General features: G+C 44.6%; 23 protein-coding genes. 11 read left to right on the forward strand and 12 right to left on the reverse strand.

The annotated features are described in order from the left end of the window. On the reverse strand, nt 1-1,991 hold a 1,991-nt coding region (locus tag AB4512_RS04555; protein ID WP_372174532.1), incomplete at its 3' end, for a tetratricopeptide repeat protein. A gap of 58 nt (nt 1,992-2,049) precedes the next feature. Next, nucleotides 2,050-2,895, reverse strand: coding sequence for an NADPH-dependent 7-cyano-7-deazaguanine reductase QueF (queF, locus tag AB4512_RS04560; RefSeq protein WP_372174534.1), 846 nt, complete (start codon nt 2,893-2,895; stop codon nt 2,050-2,052). A 131-nt stretch (nt 2,896-3,026) separates the two neighbouring features. On the opposite strand from queF, the gene syd reads away from it, so the two are divergent. Both syd and AB4512_RS04570 read left to right on the forward strand, forming a co-directional pair. After that, the gene (gene syd / locus AB4512_RS04565) at nt 3,027-3,572 is read left to right on the forward strand and encodes a SecY-interacting protein (RefSeq protein ID WP_050633962.1); all 546 of its coding nucleotides are present in this window, start codon (nt 3,027-3,029) and stop codon (nt 3,570-3,572) included. A 4-nt stretch (nt 3,573-3,576) separates the two neighbouring features. Further along, entirely contained in the window at nt 3,577-4,353 is a 777-nt protein-coding gene (locus tag AB4512_RS04570) for a Zn-ribbon-containing protein (protein ID WP_372174536.1), read from the forward strand. A gap of 120 nt (nt 4,354-4,473) precedes the next feature. On the opposite strand, the gene AB4512_RS04575 is transcribed toward AB4512_RS04570, so the two are convergent. From AB4512_RS04575 to metN, 3 genes are all read right to left on the reverse strand, one after another. After that, nucleotides 4,474-5,283 (reverse strand): MetQ/NlpA family lipoprotein, encoded by an 810-nt coding sequence (locus AB4512_RS04575; RefSeq protein WP_017060765.1) that lies wholly within the window; start codon nt 5,281-5,283, stop codon nt 4,474-4,476. 66 nt (nt 5,284-5,349) lie between these two features. After that, nucleotides 5,350-6,033: a methionine ABC transporter permease gene (locus AB4512_RS04580; RefSeq protein WP_372098315.1), complete on the reverse strand. Its 684-nt coding sequence runs from the start codon at nt 6,031-6,033 to the stop codon at nt 5,350-5,352. Continuing rightward, a complete protein-coding gene (gene metN, locus AB4512_RS04585) occupies nt 6,023-7,057 on the reverse strand; it encodes a methionine ABC transporter ATP-binding protein MetN (protein ID WP_017060763.1) in 1,035 nt (344 codons plus the stop codon). The genes AB4512_RS04580 and metN overlap by 11 nt, the downstream gene beginning before the upstream one ends. Nucleotides 7,058-7,264: 207 nt before the next feature. Here metN and gmhB point away from each other — a divergent pair, with 207 nt between their 5' ends. From gmhB to treC, 5 genes are all read left to right on the forward strand, one after another. Continuing rightward, a complete protein-coding gene (gene gmhB, locus AB4512_RS04590) occupies nt 7,265-7,849 on the forward strand; it encodes a D-glycero-beta-D-manno-heptose 1,7-bisphosphate 7-phosphatase (protein WP_017060762.1) in 585 nt (194 codons plus the stop codon). A 112-nt stretch (nt 7,850-7,961) separates the two neighbouring features. Continuing rightward, the gene (locus AB4512_RS04595) at nt 7,962-8,303 is read left to right on the forward strand and encodes an MliC family protein (RefSeq protein ID WP_017060761.1); all 342 of its coding nucleotides are present in this window, start codon (nt 7,962-7,964) and stop codon (nt 8,301-8,303) included. 91 nt (nt 8,304-8,394) lie between these two features. Further along, entirely contained in the window at nt 8,395-9,339 is a 945-nt protein-coding gene (gene treR / locus AB4512_RS04600) for a trehalose operon repressor TreR (RefSeq protein ID WP_017060760.1), read from the forward strand. A gap of 205 nt (nt 9,340-9,544) precedes the next feature. Beyond that, complete coding sequence (treB, locus tag AB4512_RS04605; protein ID WP_017069492.1) at nt 9,545-10,969, forward strand: PTS trehalose transporter subunit IIBC; 1,425 nt, start codon at nt 9,545-9,547, stop codon at nt 10,967-10,969. 141 nt (nt 10,970-11,110) lie between these two features. Beyond that, on the forward strand, nt 11,111-12,796 hold the full coding sequence (gene treC / locus AB4512_RS04610) for an alpha,alpha-phosphotrehalase (RefSeq protein ID WP_372174538.1): 1,686 nt from the start codon (nt 11,111-11,113) through the stop codon (nt 12,794-12,796). A gap of 180 nt (nt 12,797-12,976) precedes the next feature. Here the strand turns inward: treC and AB4512_RS04615 are convergent, their stop codons facing one another. Continuing rightward, nucleotides 12,977-13,579, reverse strand: a complete 603-nt coding sequence (locus AB4512_RS04615) for a YitT family protein (protein WP_017060757.1) — start codon at nt 13,577-13,579, stop codon at nt 12,977-12,979. Between the two features lie 347 nt (nt 13,580-13,926). Here AB4512_RS04615 and glyA point away from each other — a divergent pair, with 347 nt between their 5' ends. Further along, nucleotides 13,927-15,177: a serine hydroxymethyltransferase gene (glyA, locus tag AB4512_RS04620; protein WP_017066387.1), complete on the forward strand. Its 1,251-nt coding sequence runs from the start codon at nt 13,927-13,929 to the stop codon at nt 15,175-15,177. Between the two features lie 367 nt (nt 15,178-15,544). Here glyA and AB4512_RS04625 read toward each other — a convergent pair whose 3' ends face one another. From AB4512_RS04625 to tsaA, 6 genes are all read right to left on the reverse strand, one after another. Beyond that, nucleotides 15,545-15,871, reverse strand: a complete 327-nt coding sequence (locus tag AB4512_RS04625; protein ID WP_017072003.1) for a hypothetical protein — start codon at nt 15,869-15,871, stop codon at nt 15,545-15,547. 232 nt (nt 15,872-16,103) lie between these two features. Next, the gene (locus AB4512_RS04630; protein WP_004738555.1) at nt 16,104-16,295 is read right to left on the reverse strand and encodes a DUF4250 domain-containing protein; all 192 of its coding nucleotides are present in this window, start codon (nt 16,293-16,295) and stop codon (nt 16,104-16,106) included. A gap of 1 nt (nt 16,296) precedes the next feature. Then, complete coding sequence (locus tag AB4512_RS04635) at nt 16,297-16,500, reverse strand: YaeP family protein (RefSeq protein ID WP_008222923.1); 204 nt, start codon at nt 16,498-16,500, stop codon at nt 16,297-16,299. Between the two features lie 164 nt (nt 16,501-16,664). Further along, nucleotides 16,665-17,354, reverse strand: coding sequence for a tellurite resistance TerB family protein (locus tag AB4512_RS04640; protein WP_017060754.1), 690 nt, complete (start codon nt 17,352-17,354; stop codon nt 16,665-16,667). A gap of 190 nt (nt 17,355-17,544) precedes the next feature. Next, nucleotides 17,545-19,260, reverse strand: a complete 1,716-nt coding sequence (locus tag AB4512_RS04645) for a proline--tRNA ligase (RefSeq protein ID WP_010436451.1) — start codon at nt 19,258-19,260, stop codon at nt 17,545-17,547. 101 nt (nt 19,261-19,361) lie between these two features. Further along, on the reverse strand, nt 19,362-20,057 hold the full coding sequence (tsaA, locus tag AB4512_RS04650) for a tRNA (N6-threonylcarbamoyladenosine(37)-N6)-methyltransferase TrmO (protein ID WP_017063354.1): 696 nt from the start codon (nt 20,055-20,057) through the stop codon (nt 19,362-19,364). 124 nt (nt 20,058-20,181) lie between these two features. On the opposite strand from tsaA, the gene AB4512_RS04655 reads away from it, so the two are divergent. The 3 genes from AB4512_RS04655 (at nt 20,182) to AB4512_RS04665 (ending at nt 22,542) form a co-directional block, all read left to right on the forward strand. Further along, nucleotides 20,182-20,442 carry a type B 50S ribosomal protein L31 gene (locus AB4512_RS04655; protein ID WP_136982694.1) on the forward strand — a complete coding sequence of 87 codons (261 nt, stop codon included), beginning with the start codon at nt 20,182-20,184 and terminating at the stop codon, nt 20,440-20,442. Continuing rightward, nucleotides 20,442-20,567 (forward strand): type B 50S ribosomal protein L36, encoded by a 126-nt coding sequence (gene ykgO / locus AB4512_RS04660; protein ID WP_010436457.1) that lies wholly within the window; start codon nt 20,442-20,444, stop codon nt 20,565-20,567. Before AB4512_RS04655 ends, ykgO begins: the two co-directional genes overlap by 1 nt. Nucleotides 20,568-20,955: 388 nt before the next feature. Beyond that, complete coding sequence (locus AB4512_RS04665) at nt 20,956-22,542, forward strand: AbgT family transporter (protein ID WP_010436458.1); 1,587 nt, start codon at nt 20,956-20,958, stop codon at nt 22,540-22,542. Nucleotides 22,543-22,564: the final 22 nt, after the last annotated feature.

A 22,564-nucleotide genomic window follows, 5' to 3' on the forward strand; every position in this document is an offset into this window, starting at 1 on the left:
GGGTAGTCAGCGATGCCCATACGGACCGTTCGGTTGATGTTTCGCTCTGTTTCGAAGTCATTCACCCAAGACTGAATCTTTCTGAACATGTCCTCAGGCGACAAATCACGGTCCGCGTTTGGCTCGATATAAAGCAGGTTCGCATCCGAGAAGTGGTAGACACGAGCTGGGCCTTCAAGCTTAGATTTTAGGAATTCACCGAAAGCGTCTTCCAGTTCTAGACCGGCTTTGTAACCGTTCTGCGTGTACATATTGCGTAAGAACGGTAAATCAATCATCACGAAGCGTAAGCGGTCGTTGAGTGGCTCATGAATCAATTCGCCAAGTTGCCACTGTTCGAAGGTCTGGCTGGTTTGTTCCAGCGAGTTAGAGAGCTTCGCATTGAGCATTCTTAAGTTCGGAAGCTTTGAACGTGAGTGCGTAAATAGGTCGGTGCGCAGTGAGTCCACTTCTTTGGCTAAGGTTTGAATGAGATAGCCACGGCGCAGAACAAAGAAGAACAAGACAATGCTGAACAGGAATAGGGCGAACGATATTTTTTGGAACTTACGATGCTCCAGTTTGTATTGCTCTAGCTCTTGCGCTTGGCCTGCGTAGTGCAGGGTTTGTTCGGCAAATTCTTTCTGTTGACGGAACGCGTCTTCGCCAACACGGTTGAGTTTTTGCTGCTCTAGAGAGACAAGGCTGTTGTATTGCTTGAGGTTTGCCAATGCTTGCTGTGGACGACCTGCCTGTTCATAACCCAAAGAAAGTAAGTAGTACGAGCGTTGTGAAAGGCGCATGTTCTCTATCTGGCGTGAGATCTCAAGTGCACGTGTCGCATGCTTTATCACGTCTTCGCTTTCTTGTAGGTGATACGCTAACCCTGCAGATAACAGTGCAGCACGGCCTTCCAGCTTTGGAATGTCGGTATATTCCAGCAGCTCAAGGGCACGGGTTAGGTACTGTTCTGCTAGAGGGTAGTTATAAAGGCGTAAGTAGGTCGCCGATAGACTTAGTCGGATATCAATGACTTGGTGGATATCTCGGTCAGTGCTTTCGTGATCAAGAACGTTGAAGAAGTGTACCAAGGCAAGGTTATATTTCCCTTGATAGAAGTACACATCCCCCATTTTCTTAAGCACTTGTGCTAAGACAGGCGAGTTTTCAAAGTTGTCATAGAAATCAGCGGCTTGAGATAGGTGTTCTAACGCTTTATCCAACACTTGGCGCTCAAAGAAAAGCTGCGCAAGTAGGCGGTTGACCTTGGCCAAACGTGAACTTAGATTGCCCTCTACTGATTTCCAGTAGCCATACAACAACTCGGATAACGCGTGGTTGTACTCTTTGTGAGTCAGATAAAACTCGCCGACGGAGATATGGTAGTCGATGGTGACTTTTTCAGAGTAACGTTGATCGAGATAGGTTTTGGCTTCTTGATAGAACTTTTCGGCTTCATCGATCTTGTTGTCGTAAGAGGCGATGTCGGCTTTCAACATGATCAAGCGATAGGTAATGCCTTCCGTTAAGCGTAAGGTTTTATTCACCGACTCTAGATTTGTTTCAATGTTAGTGAGCTCTGATTTTGCTTTGGCTGATTTTCTATCACTCAGCCAAAGTAAGCGAACTTTTAGGATCTGAAGATCTATTTTTAGGTAATCAAGCTTATAGGTTTGCGCTAGCTCGGAGGCTTTGTCGATGTGCTGAATCGCAATACGCATATTGCCAAGGTTGTATTCCGCTTTGGCTAAGATCTTATACGCATCGATACTGCTGTTTGGTGTTCGAATCGAGGAGTCTGTCTCTTCGCGAGAAATAGCTGAAGGGCTTTTCTCGCGTTGATCAGAAAGGACACGCAGCGTTAGGTAGCTGTTGGCCATTTGTTTTGCTTGGCTCGGCTCGATCTCAACCAAATTATTGGCTTCATTGAGTAGCGCCGACGAATAAACCGACGCATTGACCGATGTGCTTAAGCTTAAAATAAATAGACTAACAACGTATAACCAACGCATTTCAATGTCCCTTTAAAGATTTGGTAGGTTCAAATAAGTGTGGGTGGTTCTCGCCTGATTATTGGCGAGCCATACGCTTATTGTGGCTTGGTCTATCTTGCTCTGTTGAACGGTATGGGTTGATATCCAGACCACCACGACGTGTGTAACGTGCGAACACAGTTAGCTTCGAAGGTGCACAGTATTTCATGATGTCAGTGAAGATACGCTCAACACATTGTTCGTGGAATTCATTGTGCTCACGGAAAGAAACTAAATAGCGTAGCAGAGCTTCACGGTCAATTTGCTTACCAGAATATGCGATCTCAACGCTGCCCCAATCCGGTTGATTGGTGATCAAACAGTTCGACTTCAATAGGTGGCTGTGCAGTGTTTCTTCAACGTCTTGTTCGCCAGCAGCGCCTTCAAGCAGCGACGCTTCAAAGTCGTAGCTAGTGATTTGGATGTCTTGGTTGTCGATACAGTCACCTTCCATCGTCACGATAGGTTGGTTAGTGTAGTCGGTTACTGAGTTTACATTCACAATCACCGTTTCGCCTGCACATGCCGACAAATCTTGGGTCAGGCGCTCGGTTACTTGATCCCAGTTTTCAAATTGAGTCTGGTTGTAGCTGTTTAGGTACAGCTTGAAAGATTTTGATTCAATTAAATTTGGGCTGGTTGCTGGGATGAAAACTTCACCGACAGCCACTTGTGGTAGACCATTGGTGTTTAGCCACGAAAGCTCGTACATCATCCAAATATCATGACCAACAAAAGGCAGCTCGCCGTTTAGCGCAAGATCATCGCGATTAAGGCTACGAGGCACTGGTTGCAATAAACTTGCATCGTATTGGTTAGAGTACTCAGTTTTTTGGCCAAGGGTTAAACCCGCTAGCTCTTTTGCGTCAGAATATTTGCTCATACTTTCGTTTCAAATTCGATTAGAATGGGGTCGATTTTACTGAATCCCCCTTACCCTGTCATTAAGTCATCGCTTAATCGGCGCGGAAAGGGCTCGGATTCTATTTATTATTTTGTGTTTAGGAGATTTTCATGACTCAACGTGCTCAAGACGCACTACTTTCTTTTAGTCAGCGATACGTTGACGCGTGGCAGCAGAAACACCAAAGCTTACCTCGTAATGAGGAGTTGGTGGACATCGTATCGCCATGCGTAGAAGAAAAGAGTGGCGATGCCGTGTTGTGGAAGCACTATCCACGTGAGCAATTCGCGGATTTCACCAACGTTGAAACCGGTATTGAGTTGACTCTGCATGAAGACATCAAAACTTTCTACGGCGCACAATTCAGCGCAGATATGAACGCAACTTTCGATGGTAACGAATTGACTCTGTTACAGATTTGGAGTGATGAAGACTTCGAATGCCTACAAGAAAACATTTTGGGTCACCTAGTAACTCAGCGTCGCTTGAAGCTAAAACCAACGGTTTTCATTGCCGCGACCGATGCTGAGCTGGATGTTATCTCTATCTGTAACCTAACGGGTAACGTGATTTTGGAGCGCTTAGGTACCAAAAATCGTGATGTGCTCGCCGAGACATTGGCAGAATTTTTAGAAAAGCTACAACCAGCGGTATAAATAGATGTACGTACTAGAACTTCAATTTGAGTGTTTTGATAACACAACGGTAAGCGCTGTCGACAAGGCGGTTAATGGCTTAATGGATGCACTTCGTTATAACGGACAAGTGTTAGGTCGTGAGTTCCCAATCGTGATGGGCGATGGGGAATTCTATGTTCGCGTTGTGTGCCCGGAGCAAGATAGCTTGCACCCGCGGAATCACTCAGACTTTGTGAAAGTGTGTTTTGATCGCTTGTCTAACGCGAGCCTACTAGCGCCTAAAATACGTTTGCTAGGTCGAGATCTGAACTCAGAAGAAGTGGCAGAAGATGAAACACCAAGCTGGCAGGTGTTATACACGACATTCGTGCACACCTGTTCACCGCTGCGTAGTGGCGATAGCTTGCTACCAATCCCTTTGTATCGCAATCCACCTACCTTCAATGGCGACCATAAAGCCGTGTTGAAATGGCAGACCGAATGGCAAGCCTGTGATGAAGTACAAATGGGTGGTGGTTGTCGCGCGGAACATGCAACGCTAACCGAGATCAGTGACACGAAGAGTGTGCTGTTTAAACGCGGTTGGGGTCTAAGAGGGCGCATTGAGTATCTGACTAAGGTTCCAACCTACTACTACTTATACCGTGTCGGTGGGATCAGCCTGAAAGATGAAAAAGAGCGCAAATGCCCGCAATGTGGTGGTGAATGGCTGCTAGATGCGCCTATCCACGATATTTTCTATTTCAAGTGTGATGACTGCCGATTGGTGTCAAACATCTCTTGGGATCACCTGAAGTAATCGACTTTGTTTCGCTTAAATCTGAGATGCTTTACTTTCTAGCAAATCTTTATCATTAAAAAAGGGGCTGACGTTATGTCAGCCCCTTCGGGTATCTATACAGTGCTGTCGTTTAGTTGATTACCAACCTTTAACGACGCCACCTTGGAAGATGTCAGAAGCTGCGTTGTACACTTCTTCAGTTTGGTAAGCTTTAACGAAGTTTTGTACGTTTTCAGCGTTTAGGTTGTCTTCACGAGAAACGATTAGGTTTACGTAAGGAGAATCTTTGTCTTCAACGAATACGCCATCTTTTTGTGGAGTCAGGTTGATAGAGCTCGCGTAAGTTGTGTTGATGATAGATAGAGCAACATCATCAAGAGAACGTGGCAGTTGAGCTGCGTCTAGTTCAACAATCGTTAGGTTCTTAGGGTTACCTACGATGTCGCGAACTGTAGCTAGAAGACCTGCGCCTTCACGAAGTTCAAGAAGACCTTGTTGCTCAAGAAGAAGTAGAGAGCGACCTAGGTTTGTAGGGTCGTTTGGTACAGCAATACGAGCACCGTCTTGGATTTCGTCTACCGATTTCACTTCTTTAGAGTAACCCGCAATTGGGTAAACAAACGTGTTACCAGCGATAGTTAGCTTGTAGCCACGGTCAGCCACTTGCTGATCTAGGTACGGTGCGTGTTGGAATGCGTTGATGTCGATAGAACCATCATCTAGAGCTGCGTTTGGTGTTACGTAATCCGTGAAAGTAACCAGTTCAACGTCTAGGCCGTATTTCTCTTTCGCTACTTTAGCTGCCACTTCAGCAACTTGCGCTTCTGCACCTGCCATTACGCCAACTTTTACTTTAGAAGTATCCACTTCTTTATCGCCACAACCTGCTAGAACTAGCGCTGAAGCTGCTGCTGCGATAGTTAGTAAACCTTTAAGGTTAAATTTCATAATAATCTCCTTTTAATAAATCTATTTAATTAGGTTCAGACGACTCTACTCTTTATGTGTGAGTCTTTATCTGTGGTCAACACGGCGAACTAATGAATCACCGATTGATTGAATAATTTGTACCAGCACAATCAACATCACTACTGTCACAGCCATGATGGTCACATCGTAGCGGTGGAATCCGTAACGAATCGCGACATCACCTAGGCCACCTCCGCCTACAGTACCGGCCATTGCTGAGTAGCTCACCAGAGTCACTAGCGTAATCGTTACTGAGTTGATGATAGTCGGTAGTGCTTCTGGAAGCAGAACCTTATTGATGATTTGTGTTGGTGTTGCGCCCATTGATTGGGCCGCTTCCACTAGACCTGTTGGTACTTCAAGTAGTGCACTTTCGATAAGTCGAGCCACGAATGGGATAGCGCCAATCGTCAGTGGAACAATCGCTGCTGTTGTACCGATGAAGGTACCAATCAGCATCTTAGTCAGTGGAATAATCGCAACCATCAAAACTAAGAAAGGTACTGAACGACCCACGTTCACAATCGCACCTAGAATCTTGTTTACTTTGGTGTTCTCTAACAGGCCACCTTTTTTTGTCGTATGCAGAATCACGCCTAGTGGAATACCGACCGCGAAGCCAACAATGCCTGCAACAGCAACCATGTAAAGCGTTTCGCCTGTTGCGCCTAATAGAAGGTTACTGTTAAGGCTGATCCAGTCAGCAATCTCGTTGAAACTAAAGGACATAACCAAGCACCTCTACTTTTACATTGTTGTCGCGTAGGAATTGGATAGCAGCATTATCATCTGCTTCATTACCGAACAGTTCAGCGACCATCATGCCGAACTTCACGCCACCGGCGTAATCAAGGTCAGAACTTAAGATGCTGACATCGATATTGAATTTACGTGCGATTTGCGTCATTAGCGGAGCATCAACCGTTGCACCAGTAAACTCAAGACGCACCAGCGGGTAGCTGCTGTTTACGCGAGTCTCTTGCAAACGTGCTTGGTAATCTTCAGGGATCGTCAGATCCAACGTTGAGCGAATAAACTGATGCGCTAGCTCTGTCTTCGGATGAGCAAAGATGTCACCGACTGTACCTTTCTCTACCAATTCACCGCCGCCAATGATCGCAACCTCGTGACAAATGCTTTTAACCACATCCATCTCGTGTGTAATAAGCAGGATAGTGATGTTCAGCTTGCGGTTGATTTCACGCAGCAGCTCAAGGATAGATTGAGTTGTTGCTGGATCCAATGCGCTGGTGGCTTCATCACATAGCAGTACTTTCGGGTCAGAGGCCAGTGCGCGAGCAATCGCCACACGCTGCTTTTGACCACCACTTAGGTTTGCCGGGTAGGTGTCACGCTTATCAGCAAGGCCAACCAGTTCAAGTAACTCGCTGACTTTCGCTTCAATAATCGCTTTATCTTTACCAGCAAGTTCTAGAGGCAGTGCTACATTGTTAAATACAGTACGAGAAGACAGCAGGTTGAAGTGCTGGAATATCATGCCGATGTTACGGCGCGCTTCGCTAAGCTCTGATTTGCTGAGTTTTGTTAGGTCGATACCATCAACAATCACTTCACCCGAAGTCGGGGCTTCCAACATATTTACACAGCGGATTAGGGTACTTTTGCCTGCACCTGAAGAGCCGATGACTCCAAAGATTTGACCTTGAGGAATGTGGAGGTTGATATCAATTAAGGCATTGATTTCTTTAGTGCCTTGATAAAAAACCTTATTGACTTGATTCACTTTAATCATAGAGAAACCCGTGCAGGTAGAACAGAATAATATGTCGATAGCTCGCTCGATTTACAGACGATGCTATGGTGTTCTATGATCTAAGTCAATAGATATTTTTACGTCTAGACGGCTAAACGTCGATTGTATGGCTAAGCTAGAAACAAATCGTTAACGAACGCAAAACTAAATAGATAGTGATGAAGCAAATAAAGCGTGTAATAATTAATGATTAATAGAGAGTTGATAGAGAACAAAATTTTGTCTAAACCTGCTGTTTTTTTAGATCGTGATGGAGTGATTAACGTTGATCACGGCTACGTACATGATGAGCATGACTTTGAATACATCGATGGTGTGTTTGAAGCGGCGAAAGCGTTTAAAGATATGGGTTATTTATTGGTGCTAGTGACCAACCAATCTGGTATTGCTCGCGGCATGTTTAGTGAAGACCGTTTTCTTTCTTTAACGCAGTGGATGGATTGGAACTTTGTTGATAATGGTGTCGAGCTCGATGGCATTTATTACTGTCCTCACCACGCTGAGCACGGTATTGGTGACTACAAGCAAGATTGTGAATGTCGTAAGCCAAAGCCAGGCATGTTCATTTCTGCTCGTGACTTTCTGAAGATTGATATGGCTAACTCGGTCATGATCGGCGATAAAGCGGAAGACATGATGGCTGCAGAAGCAGCAGGTGTTGGTACTAAAGTCTTGGTAAGAACGGGTAAACCCATCACTGAAAAAGGTGAAGCGTTGGCTAGCGTGGTACTTGATAGCATTAAAGACGTACCCGCTTTCTTAAAAGGCTAAACGTTTTATTTATCACTAAGGTATGGACCTATCATTAGGCACTTACATTAGGTTTGTTCGAACCTGTGAATAGGCTAAGTGTCGTTGACTATATAAAGATGAGGAACGAAGTATGAAAGCTATGTTGGTAGCATCTCTATGTACAGTAGCATTGGTTGGGTGCTCTAAATCAGCAGCCCCTGAGACTGATAGCGCAACATCGAATGATCAATTCGCGACTTATCAATGTGAGTCTGACGTCTCGTTTGATGTGTCTTATCTTGATAATGAAAAAGCGGTACTACGCTTGCCTGATAATGAATACCGCCTGACTCAAGTTCCAGCGGGCTCAGGAACCAAATACATCTTAGATGATGGCACTTCAGAGATGATTAACAGCATCACTTTGCGCACGAAAGGTGACAATGCGCGTCTAGAACTTGGTCGCGTAGTCTATCGAAATTGCCAAAAGTAAGTCATAGTAAGAACTGCTAGTATTTACAAACAGTTAAGTGAGGGAATCTACCCTCACTTTTTCTTCTCTTCCCTTTAACGTTAGACTTTTTATGAGCAAAAAACTCACTATTCTTGATATTGCAAAGCTGTCCGGTGTTGGTAAGTCAACCGTATCACGCGTTCTGACCAATGATCCAAAAGTGAAACCTGAAACCCGTGAAAGGGTGGAAAGAGTAATTCAAGAATCTGGGTACACGCCTTCAAAATCTGCGCAATCGATGCGCGGTGGCAGTCAAAAAGTCATCGGCGTAATCATTTCTCGTCTGGACTCTCCTTCTGAAAACAAAGCGGTAAGTACGATGCTGGCCGAGTTGTATCGAGCGGATTACGATGTCGTGATCATGGAAAGCCAACTTGATAGAGATAAAGCCAATGAGCACCTGCAAGTTCTAAAGCGTCGTAACGTTGATGGTATTATTGTATTTGGTTTTACTGACTGCGATATTCCGGCAATCGAAGCTTGGGAACACAAAGCGGTGGTGATTGCTCTGGATACCGAGAACGTGACGTCGATTAACTATGATAACCAACAGGTGATCAATAGTGCGTTGGTGCATTTATCGGATCAAGGGATCTCTGACGTTGGCTTTATCGGGGTTGATCCTAGTGATAAATCAACCGGTGAACTGCGTCTTAAGGCTTATCTCGATTGGTGTGAAAACACAGGTTCAGTGGCAAACTATCGTACTGGTCAACTTCATCACGAAAGTGCTTATCAGCTGGTGGATGAGGTGTTAACTCCCGCGACTCAAGCGATCGTTTGTGCCAGTGATACGCTGGCTCTTGGTGTAATCAAGCGTCTGCAAGAACTACAACGTGAAGATGTGGTCGTCACTGGCGTTGGTGGTAATGATCTTCTCTCTTTCTTATTCCCACGAGTATTTAGCATTGATCCTGGTTACCAATCTGCAGGTAAGTTGGCTGCTAATCTATTGATCTCTCAGCTTTTAGGCAATTCAGAGATCTCTCATCATACGCAATCTCCTATTCTATAATCCACTCAATTAAGCGAAATTGAACGGCTTAGATTAAAATTAGAGTGTGATCTCTTTCAATTAATGGGATTGTTCCCATTTTAATTTATCATTCATACGGGCATTATAATAACCGTAATTGGGAATGTTCCCATAAATCTAAGTCTGAGTGATTATAGCTTGCATGGTTTAGATGAGTAATTGAATGAAACCAGGGTGGGGTAGTATGAGTAAGATAGCGAAGCAAGACGTTGCGCGTCTTATCGAGTTAGTCGGTGGTAAAGAAAACATTGCGAGTGTCAGCCACTGTCTGACTCGACTGCGTTTTGTATTGAACGATACAGAGCAGGCCAACAAAGCTGAACTCGAAAAACTGAAGCTAGTAAAAGGCTGTTTTACTAATGCAGGCCAATTCCAAGTTGTGATTGGCACTGAAGTTGATGAAGTGTACGCACTTCTGATTGAACAGACAGGTAAAGAGGCATCATCAAAAGATGAGGCGAAGCTGGCTGCTCGTCAAAACATGAACTTCCTTGAGCGTGGTATCTCCCATTTAGCCGAAATTTTCGTACCACTGCTGCCTGCCATCATTACAGGTGGTTTGATTCTTGGTTTCCGTAATGTGATTGGCGACATTCGCATGTTCGACGGCAAAACCCTCGTTGAAATCAGTCAATTCTGGGCAACCGTTCACTCTTTCTTATGGTTGATCGGCGAAGCTATTTTCTTCTTCCTACCGGTTGGCGTGTGTTGGGCTACGGTTAAGAAGCTTGGCGGAACCCCTATTTTGGGTATCACGCTCGGTGTGACCTTAGTTTCACCACAACTCATGAACGCATACATGATAGGTAAATCGGTACCTGAAGTGTGGGACTTTGGCTTGTTCGTGATAGAGAAAGTTGGTTATCAGGCTCAGGTGATCCCTGCGATGTTAGCGGGTGTGGCTCTGGCCTTCATCGAGACCAACCTTAAGCGTATTGTTCCTTCTTACCTGTACCTTGTTGTCGTGCCGTTCGTATCGATTATTTTGTCTGTGATTCTAGCGCACGCTTTCATTGGCCCATTTGGCCGTATGTTAGGCGATGGCGTGGCATTCGCGGCTAAAGCGGCAATGACGGGTGACTTTGCGATTCTTGGTTCAGTAGTCTTTGGCTTCCTATACGCACCTTTGGTTATTACAGGTATTCACCACACAACCAATGCCGTCGACCTACAACTGATGCAAGACTTAGGCGGCACACCAATCTGGCCTTTGATTGCGCTATCAAATATTGCACAAGCTTCAGCGGTTGTTGGCATCATCATCTTAAGCAAACGCGAAGGCGAACGAGATATCTCGGTTCCAGCTGCAATCTCTGCTTACTTAGGTGTAACAGAGCCAGCGATGTACGGCATCAACCTTAAATACAAATTCCCAATGCTGAGCGCAATGATTGGCAGTGCCGCTGCGGCTGCTATCTGTGGTAGTGCAGGAGTGATGGCGAATGGTATCGGTGTTGGTGGCTTGCCAGGCATCTTATCGATTCAACCGCAATATTGGTCTGTTTACTTAATTGCGATGCTGGTGGCGATTGTACTACCCGTCACGTTAACACTGTTCTTCTATAAACGAGCACAGATGAAAGGCGAACTAGAAACCGCCAACGCGTAATGCATTTAATAAGCGATGACTCCAAAGTGAGCCATCGCTTTTTCTCTTAGTTATAGCTTTTTCTTTTAGTTATAACGGCTATTCGACCATGATTCACATGGTGATTTTTATTTTATATTTTCTGGTAAGTGAGTGTTAGAGATGGCGATGACTGAGCATGATGAAAGTTGGTGGAAAACCGCAACCATCTATCAAATCTACCCAAAGAGCTTTTGTGACAGTGGCAGTAAAGGTACTGGCGACATCAAAGGGATCATTTCAAAACTGGATTATCTTAAACACTTGAGTGTGGATGCCATTTGGTTAACCCCAGTTTACGCATCCCCAATGATCGATAACGGCTACGATATTTCAGATTACTACGCGATTAACCCGCAATTCGGCACCATGGAAGATTTCGACCTATTGCTGGCTGAAGCGCACCAACGTGGTATTCGTATCGTGATGGATATCGTGGTAAACCACACCTCAACAGAACATGCGTGGTTTCAGTCAGCATTGGGTGATAAAAACAGCCCATACCGCGACTACTACATATGGAAAGATCCTGTAAACGGCCAAGCACCAACCAACTGGCAGTCTAAGTTCGGTGGTAATGCATGGGAAATGGATGAAGCGACGGGTCAGTATTTCCTACACCTATTCGCGAAAGAGCAAGCCGACCTTAACTGGGAGAACCCGGTTGTACGCGAAGAAGTGAAAGACGTCATTAGCTTCTGGGCTGAGAAGGGCGTTGATGGTTTCCGCTTGGACGTGATCAACCTGATTTCGAAACAGCAAGACTTCCCCAATGATGATATCGGTGATGGTCGTCGTTTTTACACTGATGGCCCACGAGTGCACGAATACCTGAAAGAGATCAGCGAAGCGGTATTCCAGAAATACGGCAGCGTGACAGTAGGCGAGATGTCTTCAACGACACTCGAGCATTGCCAACAGTACTCAAACATTGATAACAGCGAGTTATCGATGGTGTTTAACTTCCACCACCTTAAGGTGGATTACACCAATGGTGAGAAGTGGACTAATGCGCCGTTTGATTTCTTGCAGCTCAAGTCGATCTTCAATCATTGGCAAACGGGTTTGAACGGCAAGGGCTGGGGCGCATTGTTTTGGTGTAACCACGACCAACCGCGAGTCGTGAGCCGCTTAGGTGATGATCAGCAATATCGTGTTGAGTCGGCCAAGATGTTGGCTGCTTCTGTGCACATGATGCAAGGCACGCCTTATATCTATCAAGGTGAAGAGATTGGTATGACCAACCCTGGCTATACTGACATCAGCCAGTATCGTGATGTTGAGAGTACCAATATGTACGACATCATGGTTAACCGTGATGGTGTGGCTCATCAAGATATGATGGCGATTCTAGCGCAGAAATCTCGTGATAACTCTCGTACACCAATGCAATGGAATAGTGAGCCTTACGCCGGATTCTCACAAGCTCAGCCATGGCTTGATGTAGCGAATAATTACTCTGAGATTAACGCTGAGCAAGCACTGGAAGACAAAGACTCTGTTTTTTATTTCTATAAGAGCTTGATTGAGTTACGCAAACAAGTACCAATGATTACGGATGGCAGCTATCAAGATCTATTGCCTGAGCACCCGTCGGTATTTGCGTACTCTCGTGAGAGTGAAGGACAAACTCTGCTGTGCATTAACAACTATTATGGTGAAGAGGCTGAATGCGTTTTACCTGAACGTTTTGAGATGGCAAAGGCTAAGAGCTTGTTGTCTAATTATCAAGTGAGCGAGAGTTTAGTGGCGTCTCATCATCAAGTTTTGCAACCTTACGAGACTCGTATTCTTTTGATCGAAGGTTAGCCTTGTTTTTATTTCAATCGGCTTGATTCTCTTCCCCTTAAAGGATTCGGCTGTTAAAAGGCTTTGGAGTGCTCCCCAAAGCCTTTTTTGTTTTAGTGATGGCTGGAATATCGTGCCTCGAGTCTACTTGCGAGAAGTTTGAGCATCGAGTGCCAGCAACGACAGAGCAGGTAATGAACTCTAAGACGCGTAATTCACCGAGTAGCGAGTTGGTTTGTGGTTCATTGCCAATACGATGTTCAATACTGCGGTGCCTAATACAGAAACGGCAATCACCCAAGGTGACACGAAGAAGAACGATGCAAACAGAATACATGCATCAATACCCATTTGTGTTTTACCTACCGAGATACCGTAGCGGTCTTGGATAAACAAGCACAGTACGTTGAAGCCACCCAGACTTGAGCGGTGACGGAATAGGATTAGCATACCTAAGCCCATTAGTAAGCCGCCGGCAACAGCACAATAGATCTCGTTATGAACTTCTAGCGAGATAACTAAGTATAAATGATCGGCAAACACAGACACTAAAGCACCAGAAATCGCACTGCTAATAGCAAAGCTACGGCCGAATCGTTTCCATGCTAATAAATAGAATGGACAATTGGCAACAAAGTACAAAATACCAAAGGTTACAGGCAAGAATTGACTCAAAAGCAGAGCCAAGCCAGTAGTGCCCCCGGTAAGCAGGTTCGCTGACTGTAAAAAGAAGACGCCTAACGCCACTAAAAACGTGCCAGTGAGAATCGCTACCCAATCTTCTTTACGTGAGTGTTTTTCCATCGTTTTTATAATTACCTAACCAATAAAGGCGTGCATAGTAGAGAAAAACCTTAGCTTTCGGTAGCTTGAGGGGCAAAATTAAGGTAAACCTATGTAATCTGCGTTTTACAGGGTGTAAAGCGTAAAATTGACAGTAAGCGCCATCTTTGGTTGGATAAGCCAAATAACCATGATGAATCTTATTTGTGATTATGAAAAAACTGCATGATAAAATTGCAATTAGCTCTTTATGACCTAGATCAAATTATGTAGAATGCGTCACATCAAAACGGTGACGGAAACGTTTGCTTTCGGTCGTTGTGTGGTTTTTTTGAAACTTTCAGTACAATCTGAGTCAGGAGATACAGATGCTTAAGCGTGACATGAACATTGCTGATTACGATGCGGATCTATTCGCAGCTATCCAAGAAGAAACTCTTCGTCAGGAAGAGCATATCGAACTTATCGCTTCAGAAAACTACACAAGCCCACGTGTAATGGAAGCTCAAGGTTCTCAGCTAACAAACAAATACGCTGAAGGCTACCCAGGCAAGCGTTACTACGGTGGTTGTGAGTACGTAGACAAAGTTGAAACTCTAGCAATTGAACGTGCATGTGAACTATTTGGTGCAGAGTACGCAAACGTACAGCCTCACTCAGGTTCTCAAGCAAATAACGCTGTATACATGGCACTACTAAATGCAGGCGATACGGTTCTAGGTATGAGCCTAGCACACGGTGGTCACCTAACTCACGGTTCTCCAGTAAACTTCTCTGGTAAGCTTTACAACATCATCCCTTACGGTATCGATGAAGCGGGTCAAATCGATTACGAAGAGATGGAAAAGCTGGCTATCGAGAACAAGCCTAAGATGATCATCGGTGGTTTCTCTGCTTACTCTCAAATCTGTGATTGGAAGCGCATGCGTGAAATCGCTGACAAAGTAGGTGCTTACCTGTTCGTAGATATGGCTCACGTAGCAGGTCTAATCGCTGCAGGCGTTTACCCGAACCCAGTGCCACACGCTCACGTAGTAACTACAACGACGCACAAAACGCTTGCGGGTCCTCGTGGTGGTCTAATCCTTTCTAACGAAGGCGAAGATCTTTACAAGAAGCTGAACTCAGCAGTATTCCCAGGCGGCCAAGGTGGTCCTCTAATGCACGTTATCGCTGGTAAAGCAGTAGCGTTCAAAGAAGCTCTAGAGCCAGAGTTCAAAGAATACCAAGCACGCGTTGTTGCTAACGCAAAAGCAATGGTTGCTGAATTCCTAGCTCGTGGTTACAACATCGTTTCAGGTTCTACAGAGAACCACCTGTTCCTAGTTGACCTAATCAACAAAGACATCACAGGTAAAGAAGCAGATGCAGCACTAGGTGCAGCAAACATCACTGTAAACAAGAACTCAGTACCAAACGACCCACGTAGCCCATTCGTTACTTCAGGTATCCGTATCGGTTCTCCTTCTATCACTCGTCGCGGTTTCTCAGAAGCAGACGCGAAAGAGCTAGCAGGTTGGATCTGTGACATCCTAGATAACATGGGTGATGAGTCTGTTATCGAAGCGACTAAAGCAAAAGTACTAGAGATCTGTAAGCGTCTACCTGTTTACGCTTAATTTTTCTGGCTCAAATAGCTTAATTTCTGTGTCAAAGGTGCTCATTTACATTCGTAAACTCCGCGCCTTTTCCTTGAACTAAAGCTATTTGATTGAAAAATACGATTTGAAAGGCTCCTGTTGGGAGCTTTTTTTGTTTTTTTGGGTATTACGTTGTCGAGCATGCTCACTTACACCCGTAATCTCTGCGTGCTCTCTTAGAATTTCAAACAACTACTTTGAAAAGCAATGATACTAGAGGCTTCTTTAAAGGAGCTATTTTTTGTATCTGGTGGCTGGTGGATTTGGGATTAAGAGTAAAGAAAAGCGGGTATTAAAAAGGGTTAATGCTTTCACATTAACCCTTTGGTATTTGGTAGTGTCGATTCTACTTTTTGATGCTAAGTAGGGTGCCTGACTTACACTTGAAAGAGTAGTAGTGGCGGCTTTCACTGAACTTACCTAGGCCTTCGCCATCACAGTAGTCGATGTTGATGTCACGCATCACTTCTAATGTGTCTTCGCTGTTCAAAGCGAATTTAGAGCCATCAGAACAGACAATACGAACTCGTTCATCATGGCTTACAGAGTAAATATCGACTTCAGTATTACACAGCTCAAAAGAGGCTTCGCGAAAGTTGTCTTGCTGAGTATTTGAAGCGCAACCTGCGGTGAGTGCGGCTGCGATAACGGCTAAAAGTCCGAGTCTTTTCATTGTTAATCCTTCACTATCATCAAGTTGAGTGATGAGTTTTATATGCTAGTTTAGGTAGCCTATACAACAATACGCTTTGGTTCAAGGCGCGTTCGTTGACTCTAAGATATAAAAGTATAGGTGCATACAGATAATTTATAATGGGTTTGCTGCGTGTTTCCTTATTACGTATCACCAACAAAAAAAGACCAACACAGAGGCTGGTCTTTAAATAGGAAGATTTTTTAAACGACTATCGAAACTGTTTAGCTTCTGGAAGATACTCAAAACCAGCAGACGCGAGCTTAGCGATTAAGGCTGCTTTGTCGATTTCGTAGAAGTTGACCACTCGATCTAAATCACCACCGAAGTCGTCACGTAGCTTCATGTTGACGATACTCATCAACATTACAGGATCCATTTTTTCAAAATTAGCGAGGTTCATATTAGTCCTCGAAATCTGAGATCAGCAGGTTTGCAGCGGCAAATGCTGCACGCTCACGCGCTTCTTTAGGAAGAGATTCATCTGCAGCAAGGTCATTCAATGTTTTTACCGCGCAGGTGATCGCTTTAGGGATATAGCCTTGGTCGCCACTGCCAATTTGAGAATACAGTTCACGAACCAAATCACAACAATCGTATACTTTCATTTTTATACCTAACCAAATGATAACTGATCTCAATATACACATAGAGATAAGCAAAAACAAAGTGGATCTGATCAAGTTCAGAGTTAGTTTGTCCTTGCTCAATATCTCACTTGGTTAGCTCGCTGCTTAGGCCGTTCTTTACGGCTTCGTTTGGTACTTGCCGATTAGCCAGAGACTTGTTGTTCAAGTTGATAGGTGACTTCATCAGCAAGATTGAGCTGTTTCGCGAGCTCTTTCAGGTACGCCTTTTCCATGAAATTCTGTTCGTCGGCCACAATCAAAGAGGCTAAGTAGATCTCACTCGCCTGTTGAGGTGACGTTGCCAGTTGAGCGATTTCGCTTGGGTCGAGTGGCTTATGCAGTTCTTCAGAGACCAATTTAGTCAGTTGATAATCAGCGCCCATATTCTCGACGGCTTGCTCTATCTTAGCCATCTCTTCTTCATCAACATGGCCATCAGCTTTAGACGCGGCAATCATCGATCGTAGAATCAGCACGCTGTGGTTTGCATCATTTTCATCAAACTGAGCCTGTTCGGCGTTAGGTGTCTGGCCTTGTTTGGACTGGTAGTCGTTGTAGACTTTATAAGCCAAAGCGCCCAGTGCTGCTGCGCCGCCAATCCCAGCCGCTTTCTTACCCATTTTCTTAGTCTTCTTAGAGCCCATTAACGCACCTAACAGTCCTCCGCCAACTGCGCCTGCACCGAAGGCTCCGAGTGTACTTTTACTGCTACTCTTGCTATTGCTGCCTTGAGAAAGGCCACTTAAACTTGAAGACCCTTGTGAAAGTTTCTGAGTACCTTGTTTTACGAGATCTGATTTAAGTGCTTGGTTCAGTAAGCTTTTGATATCCATCGATACCTCCAATGGTGAGCATGTCCAAAAAGTTGATGACACCAATATACGGATTTAAAGATGAACAGGGGATTAACTTACGTTATTTACTCTACTGATAAATAGAAGGGAGTTTGAAGCGAAATGACAGGCACAAAAAAGGCCACCTAACGGCAGCCTTTCAATGTTTATCTAGTCAGTAATCGGATTACTAAGCTAGTTGAGCCTTAAGGTGCTCGATAACCGTGTCCATTGCGATAGCTTCTTTATCACCAGTACGACGGTTTTTGTATTCGAAGTTACCTTCGTCCATGCTGCGATCGCCGATAACGATAGTGTGAGGGATACCCACAAGCTCGATATCTTTAAACATAACACCAGGGCGCTCTTTACGGTCATCGAATAAAACTTCGATACCCATAGCTGTTAATTCAGCGTATAGCTTCTCAGCTGCTTCTTTAACGCGCTCAGATTTGTGCATGTTCATTGGTACGATAGCAACTTGGAACGGCGCTAGTGCGTCTGGCCAAGTGATACCGAATTTATCGTGGTTTTGCTCGATAGCAGATGCAACAACACGTGAAACACCGATACCGTAACAACCCATTTCTAGGATTACGCTCTTACCATCAGGGCCAAGCACGTTACAGTTCATTGCTTTAGAGTAAGTATTACCTAGTTGGAAGATGTGACCAACTTCAATACCACGCTTAAGCTGGATAGTACCTTGACCACATGGGCTTAGGTCGCCTTCAACAACGTTACGTAGGTCTTCAACTTGAGCCAGCTCAACGTCACGACCCCAGTTGATGCCGAAGTAGTGCTTACCATCTACGTTTGCACCAGCGCCAAAGTCGCTCATTACAGCAACAGAGCGGTCAACGATGAATGGTAGCTCTAGGCCAACAGGTCCAAGTGAACCAGGACCTGCACCAACAAGTGCGCGGATTTCTTCTTCAGAAGCCATCTCTAGCGGAGAAGCAACCTGTGGAAGGTTTTCTGCTTTCACTTCGTTAAGCTCGTGGTCACCACGGATGATTAGAGCAATAATATCTGCTTCTACTTCATCAGATGCTTTAACGAATAGAGTCTTAACTGTCTTCTCGATTGCTAGACCGTGCTGCTCTACAAGTTCTGCGATTGTTTTTGCGTTTGGCGTATCAACCAATTCCATCTCTTGAGTAGGCGCTGCAACTTCTTCAGTAGGAGCTAGTGCTTCTGCTTTCTCGATGTTCGCTGCGTAATCAGATTCAGAAGAGAATGCGATTAGGTCTTCGCCGCTTTCAGCAAGAACGTGGAACTCTTGAGAGCCGCTGCCGCCGATTGCGCCAGAGTCTGCTAATACCGGGCGGTATTCAAGGCCCATGCGGTCGAATGCTTTACAGTAAGCATCGTGCATCGCTTGGTAAGACTTTTCTAAGCCTTCTTTGTCGATATCAAAGCTGTACGCATCCATCATAGAGAATTCACGTGCACGCATTACGCCAAAACGAGGGCGGCGCTCATCACGGAATTTAGTCTGGATTTGGTACAGATTTAGAGGTAGCTGTTTGTAAGAGCTGATCTCGTTACGTACTAGACTCGTTACCACTTCTTCAGCTGTTGGGCTAAGAACAAATGGACGAGAGTGACGGTCTGTGAAACGAAGTAGCTCAGGCCCCATCTTTTCAGAACGGCCAGTCTCTTCCCAAAGCTCAAACGGTTGAACTACGGGCATCAAGATTTCAACGGCACCTGCATTATCGATCTCTTGGCGAACGATATTTTCGACTTTACGCAGTACACGTAGACCAGTAGGTAGCCAAGTATATAAACCTGAAGCTAGCTTACGGATCATACCTGCACGTAGCATCAGCTGGTGGCTGATAACTTCTGCGTCGTTTGGAGTCTCTTTCAGAGTAGAAAGAAGGTAGTTACTGGTACGCATTCTATGGTATCCGTTTCATCATTGATAAAAGAAAACTTACTGTCGTTCGTAACCACAGCAAATCTGATATAGCCGCATATAATATCAGCCTATTTGGGATCTCAAAAGCGTTCAATGTCAGTTACATTGATGAAAAGCGTTTCAACCACGAATTTCACGTTAAGATTGAACAAATTTACCGCATATTCCTTGTTGTCAGGCTTGCCTTTTTTATAGGCAGGTCGCGGATCTTGGCCTAATACTTCTTTGATCACCTGAATGATATGGCGCGCTTGTGGATGGCTTGCGAGCTTACTTTGCGCTTGCTGCGAAAAGTTAACGTCGAGCACTTCTGGTTCATCGGCGGCAAACCCTCCCAATGCATCCGGAATCGAATCTGAATAGGGGATATAAGGCTTGATGTCGATGATCGGTGTACCGTCTACTAAGTCGACGCTGCCGAGATCCAACCAAGTCTGTCCTTTCTCTTGAGACACACCTTTTAGTTCAACCGCAGACATGCCAATTCCATTTGGTCTGAATGTGGCACGTGACGCGAATACACCAATACGTTCATTCCCGCCAAGGCGAGGTGGCCTCACAGTTGGTTTCCAGCCTGCTTCAAGGTTCTTGTCGAACAGAAATAGTAACCAAACATGGCTAAATTGCTCTATATCACGAACAGACTCAAGGCAGTTTGCTGCATCAACCAATCTGACTCTTGAGGTGGATGTGGGTACCAACCTGGGCTGCCTTGGCACAGCGAACTTCTCTTTATAAGGAGACTCAATAAAGCCAACAGGTTCAATTGTGTACATAGTTGGGTGTTCTCTGATTACGATTAAGACGGAAAAATATCATAAAATCGCTTGTTTTTCTTTTGATAACAATTGTCACTTGTAGTGTTATAACATATCAAGTTGGTTATTTAAGGGGAATACAATGAAACCGAATATCCATCCAGATTACCGTCCCGTGGTTTTTCATGACACCAGTGTCGATGAGTACTTCTTAATCGGCTCAACGCTAAAAACAGACCGTACTATCGAATGGGAAGTCGGCAATACTTGCCCTTACTTCACGATTGAGGTGTCGCCAAAGTCGCATCCTTTCTATACGGGCAAACAACGAGTGCTACATAAAGAGGGACGCGTTGCGAACTTCACTCGTCGTTTTGGTCAATTAGGTAAGGGAGCTAAATAATGAAAGTTGTTAAATCACTTAAAAGTGCGAAAAGCCGTCACCCTGATTGCCAGATAGTTAAGCGTAGAGGGCGTCACTATGTGATCTGTAAATCCAATCCAAGATTTAAAGCGGTTCAAAAATAACCGTCAATATGATGTGACATGTGTGTAAAAACGAGGGGAAAGTCAAACTTCATTCATTTGTCTGTTTTTCTTTTCCTTCGAGAGGAACTTAACCGGATATCGAGTGTGTATTTAACGTACGATGTATTTTATTTTCAAGTGAATCAATGGGTTATATTGTGAGTTATATTTCTAGTGAATGTGTGCTTGTGAATTATAAATCTAGATTTTGTGTTTAATATAGATTTATTTGCTAATTAATTGTTCAAATAGAGTTAAAAGTCGTCGTTTGTTACACACTTTGTAACATTTTGAATTTCTAATTGATATTTTTGTCGCGTACCCTTCGCTGGCAATTTGAACATCTTTGTCACAATTGCACAGGAATAACTACACAAGGAGGGAACAGATGAGTTCATCTGCTTCAATAAAAAACAACGCACCAAAAAAACCTATTTTCACACGCTTTTTAGACAGCGTTGAATATTTGGGGAACCTTTTACCCCACCCAATCACTCTTTTTGCTATCTTCTGTGTCGCAATCCTAGTTTCTTCAGGTATTGCTGGTTACTTTGAAGTGTCTGTCATGGACCCTCGCCCTGAAGGTGCTAGTGGTCGTGCTGCTGATGGTATGATCCACGTTGTAAGCTTACTTAATGCTGAAGGCTTACAACTCATCGTAACGAATCTAGTTTCGAACTTTGTTGGCTTTGCGCCACTTGGTACTGTACTTGTTGCAATGCTAGGTGTTGCGATTGCTGAGCACTCAGGTCTATTATCTGCGGCAATGCGCGGCATGGTAATGGGCGCATCTCAGCGCATGGTTACTGTAACCGTGGTATTTGCCGGTATTATCTCTAACACGGCTTCAGAGCTGGGTTACGTAGTACTTATCCCTCTTGCAGCAATGCTTTTCCACTCATTGGGTCGTCACCCATTAGCAGGTCTAGCGGCAGCATTTGCTGGTGTATCTGGTGGTTATTCTGCAAATCTACTTATCGGTACGGTTGATCCACTGCTTTCTGGTATCACAGAAACAGCAGCACAAATGCTTGATCCATCTTACTCTGTTGGCCCTGAATCAAACTGGTACTTCATGTTTATTTCGACCTTCTTTATCTCGATTGCCGGCGCATTGGTAACAGAGAAGATTGTTGAACCTAAACTGGGTAAATACAATGTCGAAGACGCGTCTGAAGATCTTTCAAATGACTCAATGGGTAAGCTTACTGCTATTGAGAAGAAAGGCCTTAGATTGGCGGGTGTCGCTGTATTAATCGTGAGTGCGCTTTTAGCTTGGACTGTTGTTCCTGCTGACGGTGTTCTACGTTCAGAGGCGGGCACGATTTCAGGCTCTCCATTCCTGAAAAGTATCGTCGCGTTTATCTTTGTATTCTTTGCTATTCCTGGTTTTGTTTACGGCAAAATTACCGGTTCAATGAAGAATGACCGTGATGTGATTAATGCAATGGCAACGTCGATGTCTTCAATGGGCATGTACATCGTTCTTGTATTCTTTGCTGCACAGTTTGTTGCTTTCTTTAAGTGGACGAACTTTGGTCAAGTGGTTGCTGTAGGCGGCGCAACATTCCTTCAGGATATCGGCCTAACGGGTCCAATGTTGTTCTTCGCATTCATCCTAATGTGTGGTTTCATTAACCTGATGATCGGTTCAGCTTCTGCACAGTGGGCAGTAACAGCGCCAATCTTCGTTCCAATGCTAATGCTAGTAGGCTACGCACCTGAAACGATTCAAGCGGCTTACCGTATCGGTGATTCAACAACCAACATCATTACACCAATGATGAGCTACTTCGGTCTTATCCTTGCCGTAGCAACTCGCTACATGAAGAACCTAGGTATCGGTACACTGATCGCGACAATGTTGCCTTACTCAATGGTATTCATGTTTGGTTGGAGCATCTTGTTCTACCTATGGGTATTCGTATTCGGTCTACCAGTAGGTCCAGGCGCTGCAACGTACTACACGCCTTAGTTGTAGAGTAGGGGAAACCTTC

Source organism: Vibrio sp. 10N.222.52.B7 (assembly GCF_041474275.1).
Classification (GTDB): domain Bacteria; phylum Pseudomonadota; class Gammaproteobacteria; order Enterobacterales; family Vibrionaceae; genus Vibrio; species Vibrio crassostreae_C.